Source organism: Kocuria sabuli, from assembly GCF_040981185.1.
Lineage (GTDB): Bacteria > Actinomycetota > Actinomycetes > Actinomycetales > Micrococcaceae > Kocuria > Kocuria sabuli.
Genome location: NZ_JAVHZE010000009.1, coordinates 48,408 through 61,498 on the forward strand (window position 1 = coordinate 48,408; position 13,091 = coordinate 61,498).

At 75.2% G+C, this 13,091-nt stretch carries 13 protein-coding genes; 2 read left to right on the top strand and 11 right to left on the bottom strand.

The window, feature by feature from the left end:
- Position 1 precedes the first annotated feature (1 nt).
- Genes RE027_RS10440 through RE027_RS10450 form a run of 3 tightly spaced genes read right to left on the bottom strand, consistent with a single transcriptional unit; the run spans position 2 to position 3,156 of the window.
- The gene (locus tag RE027_RS10440; RefSeq protein WP_368808195.1) at positions 2-784 is read right to left on the bottom strand and encodes a FadR/GntR family transcriptional regulator; all 783 of its coding nucleotides are present in this window, start codon (positions 782-784) and stop codon (positions 2-4) included.
- Complete coding sequence (locus RE027_RS10445) at positions 777-1,676, bottom strand: NAD(P)-dependent oxidoreductase (RefSeq protein ID WP_368808196.1); 900 nt, start codon at positions 1,674-1,676, stop codon at positions 777-779. Before RE027_RS10445 ends, RE027_RS10440 begins: the two co-directional genes overlap by 8 nt.
- A gap of 46 nt (positions 1,677-1,722) precedes the next feature.
- Positions 1,723-3,156, bottom strand: coding sequence for a four-carbon acid sugar kinase family protein (locus RE027_RS10450; RefSeq protein ID WP_368808197.1), 1,434 nt, complete (start codon positions 3,154-3,156; stop codon positions 1,723-1,725).
- A gap of 135 nt (positions 3,157-3,291) precedes the next feature.
- On the opposite strand from RE027_RS10450, the gene RE027_RS10455 reads away from it, so the two are divergent.
- Together RE027_RS10455 and RE027_RS10460 are read left to right on the top strand one after the other, a co-directional pair.
- Positions 3,292-4,791, top strand: a complete 1,500-nt coding sequence (locus RE027_RS10455; protein ID WP_368808198.1) for a GntP family permease — start codon at positions 3,292-3,294, stop codon at positions 4,789-4,791.
- A 99-nt stretch (positions 4,792-4,890) separates the two neighbouring features.
- Complete coding sequence (locus tag RE027_RS10460; RefSeq protein WP_368808199.1) at positions 4,891-6,096, top strand: MFS transporter; 1,206 nt, start codon at positions 4,891-4,893, stop codon at positions 6,094-6,096.
- Positions 6,097-6,209: 113 nt separating this feature from the next.
- On the opposite strand, the gene RE027_RS10465 is transcribed toward RE027_RS10460, so the two are convergent.
- From RE027_RS10465 to RE027_RS10500, 8 genes are all read right to left on the bottom strand, one after another.
- Entirely contained in the window at positions 6,210-6,752 is a 543-nt protein-coding gene (locus RE027_RS10465; RefSeq protein ID WP_368808200.1) for a hypothetical protein, read from the bottom strand.
- Between the two features lie 134 nt (positions 6,753-6,886).
- A complete protein-coding gene (locus RE027_RS10470) occupies positions 6,887-7,570 on the bottom strand; it encodes a class F sortase (protein ID WP_368808201.1) in 684 nt (227 codons plus the stop codon).
- A 35-nt stretch (positions 7,571-7,605) separates the two neighbouring features.
- On the bottom strand, positions 7,606-8,109 hold the full coding sequence (locus RE027_RS10475) for an excalibur calcium-binding domain-containing protein (RefSeq protein ID WP_368808202.1): 504 nt from the start codon (positions 8,107-8,109) through the stop codon (positions 7,606-7,608).
- A gap of 247 nt (positions 8,110-8,356) precedes the next feature.
- A complete protein-coding gene (gene nagB, locus RE027_RS10480) occupies positions 8,357-9,118 on the bottom strand; it encodes a glucosamine-6-phosphate deaminase (RefSeq protein WP_368808203.1) in 762 nt (253 codons plus the stop codon).
- 91 nt (positions 9,119-9,209) lie between these two features.
- Positions 9,210-10,310, bottom strand: coding sequence for a DUF2332 domain-containing protein (locus tag RE027_RS10485; protein WP_368808204.1), 1,101 nt, complete (start codon positions 10,308-10,310; stop codon positions 9,210-9,212).
- 79 nt (positions 10,311-10,389) lie between these two features.
- On the bottom strand, positions 10,390-10,890 hold the full coding sequence (locus RE027_RS10490) for a class F sortase (RefSeq protein ID WP_368808205.1): 501 nt from the start codon (positions 10,888-10,890) through the stop codon (positions 10,390-10,392).
- Between the two features lie 367 nt (positions 10,891-11,257).
- The gene (locus RE027_RS10495; protein WP_368808206.1) at positions 11,258-12,094 is read right to left on the bottom strand and encodes an alpha/beta fold hydrolase; all 837 of its coding nucleotides are present in this window, start codon (positions 12,092-12,094) and stop codon (positions 11,258-11,260) included.
- 49 nt (positions 12,095-12,143) lie between these two features.
- Entirely contained in the window at positions 12,144-13,058 is a 915-nt protein-coding gene (locus RE027_RS10500) for an aminoglycoside phosphotransferase family protein (RefSeq protein ID WP_368808207.1), read from the bottom strand.
- Positions 13,059-13,091: the final 33 nt, after the last annotated feature.

Genomic DNA, 13,091 nt, shown 5'->3' on the forward strand with positions numbered 1-13,091 from the left:
GTCAGTCATCTCCTGTGCTGTGCTGCCCGGGCTGGGACGAGGGGTCGTGGGACGGGTGCTGGTCGGGTCCGGGGACCGCGGCGGCCGGGTGGCCGATGTAGTGCTCGTAGTCCTCGTAGGTCTGGTCGATGTGGTCCTGCATGGCCTGGCGGGCGGCCACGGGGTCGCGGGAGGCGATGGCCGCCAGGACCAGGCGGTGGTGCCGGATGGCGTGGCGCTGGACCTCCGGGAAGGCGGAGGTGGCCCGGCGCTCGGTGTAGAGCAGCTGGGAGAGCTGGCCCAGCAGGACGGGGACGAACGGGTTGCCGGAGGCGCGCAGCACGGCGTCGTGGAAGGCCATGTCCGCGCCGGTCACCGCGTCCAGGTCCTGCGCCTCGTGGGCCAGTTCCAGCTCCCGGACCGCGGTCTCCATCGCGGCGAGGTCCTCGTCGGTGACGTGCTGGGCGGCCAGCTCCGCCGAGCCGGTCTCGACCATGCGCCGGACCTCCAGCAGCCGCAGGGCCACCTGGTTCGAGGCCACGCCGCGGGAGGCCGCCTTCAGGATGGCCTCGAGGCCGGTCCACTCGTCCGGCGGGTTGACGAAGGTGCCGAGCCCGCGCCGGACCTGGACGATGTTCTGCGCCTGCAGGGCCTTGAGCGCCTCGCGGACGGTGAGCCGGCTGACCTCGTTCTCCCTCGCGATCTGCGCCTCGGGCGGGAGGGCCTCGTGCGGGCCCACCTCGCCGCGCAGGATGCGCTCGAGCAGCTCCTCGGCGACCGACTCCACGAGCGACTTCCTAGCCATCGGCGCGCCGCTCCGGGGCGACCACCCTGATCACGGCCGAGTCGTCCGCCGCGCCGAGCCCGTGCGCCTGGCCCAGCAGGAAGAGCTGCTCGGCCGCGGCGGCGACCGGGGCGGCCAGGCCCGCCGCGCGGGCGGCGGAGCCGACGATCCCGAGGTCCTTCACGAAGATGTCGAGCCGGCTCAGCACCTCCGCCCCGTCCTCCGCGTAGGCCTCGAGGATCCGCGGGCCGCGGTTGGAGAGCATGAACGACCCGGCGGCGCCGGCCTCGAGGGCCGCGAGGGTCCGCTCCTGGTCCAGGCCCAGGGCGTCGGCCAGCGCCAGCGCCTCGGCCGCGGCGGCGATGTGCACCCCGCACAGCAGCTGGTTGACGGTCTTCAGGGCCTGCCCGTCCCCGGGGGCGTCCCCCACGACGGTGAGGGTCGAGGCGAGGCGTTCCAGGACGGGCCGGGCGGTGGCGAGCGCGGCGGGCTCCGCGCCGACCACGATCAGCAGGTCCCCGGCGCCGGCCCGCACCGGTCCGCCGGACAGCGGCGCGTCGACGAGGGCGACGCCGTGCTCGGCCAGGCGCTCGACGACGGGCGGGATCACCTCCCGGCCCACGGTGGAGCCGAGGATCACGACCGCCCCGGGGGCGAGCGCGGCGGCGACGCCGTCGGCGCCGAAGAGCACCTCGTCCAGCTGCGGGGCGTTGCGGACCGCCAGGAGCACGGCGTCCGCGCCGGTGGCCGCGGAGCGGGCCGAGTCGTGGCGGCGCACGCCGGCGTCCTCCGCCAGGCGCAGCCGCTCCTCGGAGATGTCGTAGCCGTTGACCGCGAAGGCGCCGGCCAGGCGGGCGGCCATGGGCAGGCCCATGGCCCCGAGGCCCAGGACGGCGACCGTGGAGTGGTTCATGGCGGGGTTCTCGTTCCTCACGGGGTCGGATGGGGGCCGGACGGGGTCAGAAGGTGCTGCTGAGCTTGGCGACGACGTCCGCGAGGGACTCGTCCCCGCCCACGTTGCCGGCGAAGACGACGTAGGGGATGCCGCGGGCCGGGCCGTCCACGGGCTCCCACAGGGAGACGATGCCCGGGAGCATGGGCCCGCGGACCATGGCGTGGCGGATCTCGAGGCCGTGCGCGGCGACGTCGGAGGACGTGATGCCGCCCTTGGCCACGACGAACCGCGGCGGGGAGGTCTTCAGGGTCCGGTTGACCACGGCGACCACCGCCGCGGAGACCGTGCGGGCGATCCGCAGGCTCTCCGCCGGGTCCTCGGCGCGCACCAGCAGGCGGCTCGTGTGCAGGATGACGTCCCCCGCGGCGAGCGCGGCGACGACGGCGTCGACGGTGCCGGCGAGATGGTCCTCGGCGCGGTCCGGGTCCAGGACCGCCTCGACCGAGAGCTCCACGGTGGTGGCGTGGCGGTGCCGGGCGGTGAGGTTCTCGAGCTGGCGCGTGGTGAGGCCCACGTGGGAGCCCACGACGACGAGTCCGCCGACCGCACCGGGGCCGGCCCCGCCGGCCGGGATGTCCGCGCCGGTGAGGGGCGGGCGCTCGTCCTGGCCGAGCCGGGCCCGGCCGAACGGCGGGCCCACCCGGTAGAGCAGCCTCTTGCCGCGGCGCTCGGCCTCGGCCAGGCCCAGGGCCAGGGCGCGCAGGTCGTTCTCCGTGACGATGTCCACGACGACCGGGGTGGAGTGCGCGGCGGGCTCGAGGGCGTCGGCGATCCCCGCCGCGCCCCCGCGCACGGCGTGCAGGTCGAGGACGAGCACGTCGGCGGCCCGGAAGCGCCCGGCGGACTTCTCCTCGACGTAGCGGGCGAGCTCGGAGTGGTGGTAGCGGAACGTGGCGTCCTGGGCGAACTCGGTCTCGGCCACGGGGACCAGCCCGCCGTGGCCGTCGCGCGTGTAGTGGACCCCGCCCACGGTGATCCGCCCGGCCTCGGGGAAGGCGGGGACGATGACCACGCCGTCGACGTCCTCCCCGGTGCGCTCGGCGAGGGTCTCGGCGATGACGTCGGGCTCCAGGGGGTAGTGGCCGCGCAGCGTCGAGTCGCTGCGGCTCACGAAGCCCAGCGCCACCCCGGCCTCCTGCGCCGCCGTGAGGGCGTTGCCGACCGCCTCCCGGTTGCGGGCGGCGGCCTCGTCGGGGTCCAGGCTGCGGGTGTTGGTGAGCACGTACACGGCGGCGGCGCCGGTGCCGAACGCCCAGGCGAAGTCCTCCGGCTCCCAGCGGGTGAGCACCGGCAGGTCGGAGACGGACTGCGTCCCGGTGGGGTCGTCGTCGAGCACCACCAGGACGCGGCCCGTGGCGGCCACGGACGCCGCGACGTCCCGGGGGTCCACGGGGACCTCCGGGGGGTAGCCGGCGAGCACGTCGGTTTCAGCGGTCACAGCGTTCCTGCCTCTTGTCAGACGTCTTATGTGTGATTAGCCTCACATGCAACGCCCAGCCCGTCAATTCCCCGGACCCGGGCACCGCCGCCCGGGCACCGGGCGTCCCACCCGTCCGCAAGGAGCTGCATCACCGTGGATCTACAACTCCTCCTGGCCCTCGTGCTGGGCATCGCCACCATCATCGTCCTGGTGCTGCGCACCCGCCTGGACGCGTTCGTGGCCCTCCTCATCGCGGCCCTGCTGACCGGCGCCGTCGCCGGCCAGGCCCCGCTCGAGATCGTCGACGCGATCACCACCGGCTTCGGCAACACCCTCGCCTCGATCGGCATCGTCATCGGCCTGGGCGTGGGCATCGGCAAGATCCTCGAGGTCTCCGGCGCCGCCAACTCCCTGGCGCACGCCTTCCTGCGCGCCTTCGGCAAGGGCCGGGAGCCCTGGGCCATGGGCAGCGTGGGCGCCCTGGTCTCCATCCCCGTGTTCTGCGACTCCGGCTACGTGATCATGAACCCGCTCGCCCGCTCGATCGCCCGTGTGGAGCGGGCCGGCTACGTGACGCTGGCCCTGGCCCTGGGCTGCGGCATGACGCTCACCCACCACCTCGTCCCGCCCACGCCCGGCCCGCTGGCCGTGACCGGCATCCTCGGCGCGGACCTCGGCGCGGTCATCCTCGTCGGCCTGGTGTTCACCGTGGTCCTGCTGCCGATCGTGGTCGCCTACGCACGGTGGATCGGCCCGAAGCTCGAGCCCAAGGTGGAGGAGCACGTGCGCGAGGCCGTCTACGGGACCGTCGCGACCGCCGGCGTCGGCGGCGCCCACGCCGCGGGCACGGCCCTCGACGACGGCCCCCGGGGCGGCCTCGACGCCGAGACGGGGCAGCCCCCCACCGCCGACCCGTCGGTGGATCTCGGCCGGGCGCCGGAGGGCGCGAAGCCGCACAGGATCGGCGCGTTCACCGCTTCCCTGCCGCTGCTCATCCCCCTGCTGCTGATCATCACCAACACGGTCACCGGCGCCATCGACCAGAACGCCCAGGGCGTGATCGGCGGGGACGAGTACGAGCCCTCCGCCTGGGCGGTGCCCTTCGCCTTCGTCGGCAACCCGGTGGTCGCCCTGGTCATCGGCATGATCCTGGCCCTCTACGTGCTCCTCCCCCGGTGGAGCCCGCGCAACAAGGCGCACGGCTGGTTCGCCGAGGCCGCGGCCTCGGCCGGACTGATCCTGCTCATCACGGGCGCCGGCGGTGCGTTCGGCCAGGTGCTGCGCACCTCCGGCGTGGGTGACGCCCTCGCCGAGGCCGTGGCCGCGACGCCGCTCCCGGCTTTCCTGGTCCCCTTCCTCATCGCCACCCTCGTGCGCATCGCCCAGGGCTCCGGCACGGTCGCGATGATCACCGCGGCCTCCGTGACCGCCCCGCTGGTGGGCAGCCTGGGCATCGATCCCGTGGTCGCCGTCCTGGCGTGCACCGCCGGCTCGATGTGCTTCAGCTACTTCAACGACTCCTACTTCTGGGTGGTCACCCGCTTCACGGGCCTGCAGGGCCTGGACGCGCTGCGCGGCTGGTCCGGCATCACCACCGCGGTCTGGGCGGGGTCCATCCCGCTGCTGTTCATCCTGAATCTCTTCCTCGGCTGACCCGGCACGGACCGGACGGGGCACGGGGCGGCGCGCCGTGGGCACGCCGCCCCGTACCCTGTCCGGAGATCCCTGTTCCGTCTCCTGAAAGGGCGTTCCGTGCTCTCCGACGCGTCACCGGCCACCGGCCGCCGGACCCGGCTGGGCCTCGGCTTCCTCGGCGTGGTGCTGATCGGGGTGAACCTGCGGGTCGGCTTCGTGACCGTGGGCCCGCTGCTCGAGGAGATCAGCCGCGACCTCGGGATCTCCGCGGGCCAGGCCGGGCTCCTGACCGGGCTGCCGCTGGCCATGTTCGCCCTGTTCTCCCCCGTGGCCCCCGCGGTGGCCGCCCGGACGGGACTGGACCGGGCCCTGTGGCTGTCCCTGCTGCTGCTCGCCGTCGGCATCGTGGGCCGCTCCGCGCCGGTCCCGGGCGCGGTGTGGCTCGGCACCGCCCTGGTGGGCATCGGGATCGCCTTCCTCAACGTGCTGCTGCCCTCCCTGGTGAAACGGGAGTTCCCGCAGCGGGTGAGCCAGGTGACCGGGCTCTACACGTCGATCCAGAGCGCGGTGGCGGCGGCCGGCTCCGCAGCGGTGGTGCCCATCGCCCACGCCGGCCCGGCCGGGTGGCGCCTGGCCCTGGCGGTGTGGGCGGTGCTCGCCGTGCTCGCGCTGGCGGTCCTCTTCCCCTGGCTGCGGCGCCGGCCCGCCGCGGCCGGCGCGCACGAGCAGGGCCCGGACCGCTTCCGCTCGCCGTGGCGCTCCGCACTGGGCTGGCAGGTCACCCTGTTCATGGGCCTGCAGTCGGTGGCGTTCTACGTCCTCATGGCGTGGCTGCCGAGCATCGAGCGCAGCCACGGCGTCTCGGCGACCGCCGCGGGCGCGCACATGGGCCTGTTCCTGCTGGTGGGGACGGCCGCCAGCCTGGGCTCCGGGATGCTGATGACCCGGTTCGGCGACCAGCGCGCCGTGGCGTTCACCGGGGCCGCGCTGGCGCTGGCCGCCTACGCGGGCCTGGCCGCCGCGCCGTCGCTGGTCCTGCTGTGGGTGGTACTCGGGGCCGCCGGCTGCGGCAGCCTCATCGTCGTCGCCCTGTCCCTGTTCAGCCTGCGCTCGAGCAGCCCCCAGCAGGCCGCGGCGCTGTCCGGGATGGCCCAGTCCGTGGGCTACGGGATGGCAGCGGTCGCCCCCGCCGTCTTCGGCGCCCTCTACGACGCCGGAGGCCGCTGGGAACCGCCCCTGCTCCTCATGGCGGGTCTCATGGTGGTGCTGTGCGTCTCCGCGCTGCAGGTGGGCCGCGACCGCGTCATCGAACCGCCCGCCTGAGCGCCCGGGTCCCCGCACATCCCGGGGGACCCCGGCGTTCGGCCGGAGTCGCCTGGACTGCGGAACGCCGCCCCGGCCGGGGCGGCGTTCCGGCCGGGCGCCGGTGGTGCGGCTCAGGCCAGGTGCAGCTGGGAGAACCACTGCTTGACCGGGGCCTTGAACGCGGTCACGAGCCACAGGACGTTGACCACGATCAGCAGCAGCCCGAGCACCAGCAGGACGATCCCCACGCCTCCGAAGGCCAGGGTGCCGATGAGGCCGAGGCCGGCCCCGACGATGCTCAGGATCGACAGGACGATGCCCAGGACGCGCGCCCAGTTCTTGCCCTTCTTCAGGAACACGTAGATCAGGGCGTAGATCGCCAGGGCCACGACGACGGTCACGATCGTGGTGACCGTCGCGCCGCTCTCGGCCTGGGCGATCTGGTCGGCGGACAGGCCCAGATCCGCGTACCTCTGGCTCTGGTCGGTGAAGAGCCCGGCGATCTGGTTCAGGAAGTAGACCCCCGCCGAGGCGAGGGTCAGGGTCAGGAGCCGGCCCACCTCCGGCGGGGCGGCCCCGGTGGGCCGGGCGGCGCCGTACTGGTCGCCGCTGTCCGCGCTGTAGCGGGGCGGGCCGGCGGGGTTGCCGGGCCGGTCGGGATGCGGGTCGCTCATGGGGATCTCCTTCGGTGGGACGGGCAGAGCTCGCTCCTCCATCCTCCCGGGAAATTAGCGGAAGCACCTCCATCGAGCGGACGAGGCGTGTCCCCTCTTTCACCCCGGCCCTCCCCCGCGCGGGGCACGGCCGCTCAGCCGGCGAGCTGCGCGTAGACCACGTAGTTGTCGTCGAACAGCCCGGTGGCGGGATCGTAGCCGTCGCAGGTGATCAGGCGCAGCTCCGCCCCCGCGGTGTCGCCGTAGACGGTCTGGGTGGGGAACGCGTCCTTGGCGTACTGCTCCCCGCGCTGCACCGCGAAGACGGCCGTGCTGCCGTCCTCCCGCGCCACCTCGACGGTGTCGCCGGGGACCAGGCTGCGCAGGCCGGCGAACACGCCGGGACCGCCGTCGGTCGCGTTGACGTGGCCCAGCAGCACCGCCGGGCCGCGCTCCCCCGGGGTGGGTGAGCCGATGTACCAGGACGCCGGGGCACCGGGGTGGGTCGGCGGCACCTCCAGCGATCCGTCGGGGCGCAGGCCCAGGTGCAGCAGCGGGGACGCGCTACCCACCGACGGGATCCGGATCGACACGGGCGACGAGGCCGCCAGGACCGCCGGCCCGGGCTCCGGGGCGGGCGCGGCCACGGTGCTGGGTGCGGGCGTCGTGGGAGCGGGGGACGGGCTCGCCGAGGGGATCGGCGAGGACGTGGCGGACGCCGTCGACGACGGCGCCGCGGGCTGCGCGGGGGCCTCGCCCGCGCAGCCGCTCAGCAGCAGGAGGGCGACCGCCGCAGAGGCCAGGCGGCCCCTGCGGCGGTCGGCGGTGGGATCCGTCACGGGGATCGGTTCCGAGTGCGCCGGGTGGGCCCGGGCTACGCCCGGCCGGTGCTGCGCCGGCGGACGGCCACCGCGGCGGCGGCCAGGGCGAGACCGCCGCCGAGGACGAGACCGCTCGTCCCGGAGCCCTCCTCCACGGCGGCACCGGTGTCGGCGCCGCCCACGGGGACCTCGCCCACCTGGGTGTACGGGTCGACCCCGGGCACCACGCCGGGCTGGGCGTCGGGGCCGGGGCCGGCTCCGGGGATCCAGTCGATGATGGTGTGGGTGTAGCCCCCCGATTCGTTCTCCACGGGGATGCGCGTGGGGTCGTAGGTCCACTCGGCGCTCTCGCACACGATCCCGTCGCCGTCGTCGTCGACGAGGCTCGCGCTGTAGCTGACCGAGCCGACGGGGATGTTGTGGACGCCGTACTGGTTGGCCGTGGCGCAGTCGGAGAAGACCATCGGGTCGCCCGGCGCGGCCGCCGCCGGCGCCGCCGCCAGGGCAGAGAACCCGATCGCCACCGCCAGGGCCGCACCAGCTGTGTTCTTGTTCATGTAGTCCCCACAATCTCGCAGAAGAAGGGTTTGCGAAGGCATCGTAGGCAGTTGGCAAGTGCAACGTCACGGGTCAAATCGTGACCTCTTCCCGGGCGTGCCGTGGCGGAGGCCGTTCCGGCCCGAAATCGCGGATCTGCGCGCTGACCAGCCGCTGTGTGACGCGGCCCGGCGACTGGATGACGAACGCCTCCGCACCGCCGCGGCGGCGGGATCCCCCGTCGGCGGGACAGGAGCCCGGGACCGCTCAGGCCCGCCGGCCGGGGCGCTCGTACTCGCCGAGGGTGAGCCGGCTCGCGGCGGCCTCGTCCAGCACGAGCGTGGTGCGGCGGTGGAACTGCAGCACCGACGCCGGGCACCGGGCCGCCACCGGCCCCTCCACCGCCGCGGCGACGGCCTCCGCCTTGCGCTCGCCCTGCGCGACCAGCAGCAGCTGCCGGGCCTCGAGGATCGTGCCGAGGCCCTGGGTGAGGCAGTGCGTGGGCACGTCGTCGGGGGCGTCGAAGAAGCGCGCGTTGTCCGAGCGGGTCTGGGCGGACAGCGCCAGGACCCGGGTGCGGGAGCTCAGCGACGAGAGGGGTTCGTTGAAGCCGATGTGGCCGTTGGTGCCGATGCCGAGGATCTGCAGGTCGATGCCGCCGGCCGCGGCGATCGACTGCTCGTACTCCTGGGCGGCGCGTTCCCGGTCCTCCCGGGTGCCGTCCGGCACGTGGACCCGGGCGGACGGCAGACCGAAGGGATCCGCCACCTCCCGCTGCAGGTAGGCGGCGTAGCTGTGGGGGTCCTCGCGGGCGAGACCGGTGTACTCGTCGAGGGCGAAGCACTCGAGGCGGGACAGGTCCAGCCCCTCCTCCCTCCGGCGGCGGGCCAGCTCGCGGTAGATCCCCACCGGCGAGGAGCCCGTGGCCACGCCGAGCACGGTGGCGGGCTCGGCGGCGATCCGCTCGGCGACGACGTCGGCCGCGTGGGCCGCGACGTCCGCGGCGGTGGGCAGGACGACCACATCCATCGTGCGTCTCCTGTCGAGGCTGTCGGCGGTTCGGCTCCAGCCTACGAGGTACCGGCTCCAGGACGAGGCGCCGGCGGATCGACCTCGGAGGTCACGAGGAGTCGGCGAGCCACGCCAGCAGGCGGCCCCGCGACCAGCAGCGGCCGACGGCCTCGGCGCGCAGGGTCGAGCGGTCGAGCACCGCCAGGCCGATGATGCTGTGGCCGGAGGCACGGCGATCGCCGAGTGTCGGTATCGTCGGCGCGACCCCGACCCCCTCCGCCGACACCCACGCCACCGTGCGCCCGGCCGCCGCTTCGCCGAGGCGCTGCAGGAAGCGCAGACGGCCCTCGGGCGGGACGTGCGACAGCGCCCACGTCGTGGTGACGACGGGCAGGGCGCCCGCGGGCACACGGGCGACGGCGTCGGACACCAGCTCGACGGCGTCCCCCTGCAGCAGCAGCGGAGGAGCTGAGGCCGCCAACGCCATCTCGGCCTCGAGCCTCGCGATCCGCTCCGGCTGGTCCGGCCACAGGCAGGCGCGCAGCCACCGGGCGTCGTCCGCGTCGGTCACGTCGACCGGATCGCGGTCGACACCGACCCGGGCGACGACCTCGGGCATCGCCCGCGCCGGGACGGGCCGGTCCCCCACGGTCGAGGACGACAGCTGCACGGGAGATGACGGGTCGCCCAGCGAGGCTCCGCTGCCGTACGTGATGCCGACGCGATCGACCGTGAGGTTGAACCCCGCCGAACACCCCACGTCGACCAGACCCACCGCGGTCGCGCCCACCCGGTGCGCCGCCTCGGCAATGGCCGGATACAGCACGGCGCCGCGTCCGGTCTCGTCGGTCCGCAGCCGCCGGCGCGCGGCGACGGCCACGACCGCGTCGGTCATGCGCAGCAGCGTGTCGATCGCCGCGCCGGCGGCGGCCTCGCCGTCCGCGGCGGCGTAGGCCGCGGCCAGCGCCGGGGCGCGTCCGGCGAGGGCGAGGTCGTGCAGCGCGGCGAGGATCACCGCGGGGTGCCGCTTGCGCGCCGGCGCCGCCCCGATGGCATGCAGCGCCTCGGCGGACTCGCCCAGGGCGACGGCGACGCGCTCGTACAGCGGCGACACCCCGGCGGCGTCGACCTCGCCGAAGTGCCGGTACACCTCGGCGAGGGTGCGGGCCCTGCCCACGGGCCCGGTGCTCCCTGCGCTCGGTCCAGGCATCCCTGCGATCCTCTCCGTCGGAACGACGTCCTCGGCCCCTCGGCCGGCGCACGGGTCGCCGCCGGCGCGGTCCGGGGCGTCAGCCGACGAGCTTCGCGTAGACCACGTAGTTGTCGTCGAACTCGCCGGTGGCGGCATCGTAGCCGTCGCACGTGATCAGGCGGAGCTCGGGGCCCTCGGTGTTGCCGTACACGGACAGTGTGGGGAACGCGTCCTTGGCGTACTGCTCCCCGCGCTCGACGGCGAAGACCGCCGTGCTCCCGTCCTCCCGCGCCACCTCGATCCTGTCCCCGGGGGCGAGGCTCCGCAGGCCGGCGAAGACGCCCGGGCCGCCGTCGGTGGCGTTCACGTGGCCGAGCAGCACGGCCGGGCCGACCTCCCCCGGTGTGGGCGAGCCGGTGTACCAGGCGGCCGGGGCCCCCGGGTCCCCGGGAGGGACCTCGAGGGAGCCGTTGTCCCGCAGTCCGAGCCGGAGGAGCTCGGAGTCGGTGCCGAGAGCGGGAATGCGGACCGACACGGGCTCGGAGGCCGCCATGGCAGACGGCCCGGCCGTGGGCGTCGGCGCGGTTGGCGTCGGCATGGCGGTTACGGGTGCTGTCGCCGACGCCGAGGGGGCCGGGGCGGCCGAGGGGGTGGGGGCGGCCGACGAGGTCGCGGAAGCCGTCGCCGACGGCGTCGTCCCGGGCTGCGCGGGGGCGGTGCCGGCGCAGCCCGTCAGCAGGAGGACAGCGACCGCCGCGGAGGCCAGGAGGCCCCTGCGGCGGTCGCTGGACGAGCTCATCACGGACGACAAACTACCCGATCAGCCCGACGTTCCGGTCCGGTTCAGGACTGGGCGGCACGGCGGCGCACGACCACGGCCGGAACGGGCGGGACCCATCCCCCGACCAGGAAACGTGGCAGCACGGGTCCGACCCCGTGGCGACAGGCACGTGCCGAGGACCCGCTTACGGTCGGGAGGGTGCCTCCAGGGGGTGGGCCCGGAGGAACGTCGCCAGGCCGGACGCCACCTCCGCGGGGTGGGTGATCGCCAGCATGTGGTCCGCGTCGGTCACCACCACGTCGCTCGCTCCCGGGAACCAGGCGAGGATCTGCTCCCGGACCGCGGCGAACAGCGGCCCGCTCGCGGCGCCGCCGACGTAGAGGACCGGCCCACGGATCCGGCGGGCGTCCTCGGCTCCGAAGCGCCAGTCGACCAGGGCAGGCATGTCCGTGCCGAACAGGGTCTCGGCGTCCCGCTGCACCTGGACGGAGCCACCCGGCAGGTGCCGCTCGAGCTGCGTCCGCCAGTCCGGGTCCATGATGCGGGTCGCGAACTCCTCGAGCGCCGCGGCGGGACCCTGCGTGCGGTGGATCTCGACGAACCGGCGCGCCGCCTCGTGGAATGCGTCGGCACCGGCCGTGATCGTCGGCGGCGGCTCGATCAGCGTGAGGCTGTGCACGCGCTCCGGCGCGTCCGCCGCCAGCTGCAGCGCCACCGCGGCGCTGTAGGACCCGCCCACCAGGTGCACCCGGTCCAGCCCGAGGGCGTCCAGCAGGCGGCGGCAGTCGAGGGCGTCGCGCTCGATGGATCCCGGGCCTCGCACGGGGCTGCTCCCGGCGTAGCCGCGGCGGTGGTAGAGGACGACCCGGTGCCCGTGCAGCTCCGGCCGGGAGGCCAGCGGCACGAACTCGTCGGCGATCTGCGCGGTCTGGATCACCACGACCGGCTCACCGGACCCGCGGACGGCCACCTCCAGCGTGGTGTCGGGCAGGTCGACGGGACGCCACTCCCATCCGGTCATCTTGCCCTCCCAGGAATCGGTGCTCCGTTCCGGACCCACCACGGGACGCTCACGGCACCCGGGGGACGAGCTGCGCCACGGTGTGCTCGAGAACGGGGCCGAACGGGCCCGAGGACGTCGAGTGCGCCGCCAGTGCCGTCACGTACAGGGTGGCCCAGGCGGCGGCGCGGCGCCAGACGTCGTCGTCGTAGCGCCCGGTGCTGTCGACGGACGCGCGGAACACAGCGCGCTGCGGGCCGTCGAGGACCAGCCACGCGGCGGCGAGGTCCGAGGCCGGATCACCCGCGCAGACGTCGCCGAAGTCGATGAGCCCGGCAAGCCGCCCGGCCCGGTGCACGAGGTTCCAGGGGTGCGGGTCGCCGTGCAGCCAGACCGGCGGCCGGGACCAGGGCGCGGCGCGCAGCCCGTCCTCGACGACGTCCCGGAGCCGCCGGGTCGTTCCCCGGCCGAGCACCGCCGCCGTGGCCGGCCAGGGCGCGGGCACGGTGCGGAGCCGCTCGGCGAGGGGAACGCCTCGATAGGGATTGCGCGGCGCCCCCTCGGGCGCCGGCCGGTGCAGGGCGGTCAGCGCCCGCGCCAGGTCGGCGGCGAGGCGGTCGCGGCGGGCCACGGGCAGCAGCGCGACGGCCTCGCCCTCGATCCACCGCGCGACCAGCCAGGGCCACGGATAGCCGGAGCCCGGCCGGCCGGGGAACACCGGCACGGGCGCGTCGATCCCGAGGGCGGCCAGCGGCGCGCTGACGACGGCCGTCCACCGCTGCTCGTGCTCCAGGCAGACCACGGCGGCCTGCCGGACGGGCAGGCGCACCGCGTGGGCGGGCCCGAGCCGGAACATCGCGTTGTCCCAGCCCTGCGCGGCCGGGGCCAGCGGCTGGGTCGCGAGCGCCCGCAGGGGTGCGGGCAGCTGCTCCTCCAGGAGCCGGCGCACCAGCGCCGTCGTCGGCCGGAGCTCCGGTGCGGGCATGGGTCCAGGGTACGGCGGAGGCCCCGCCCGGCC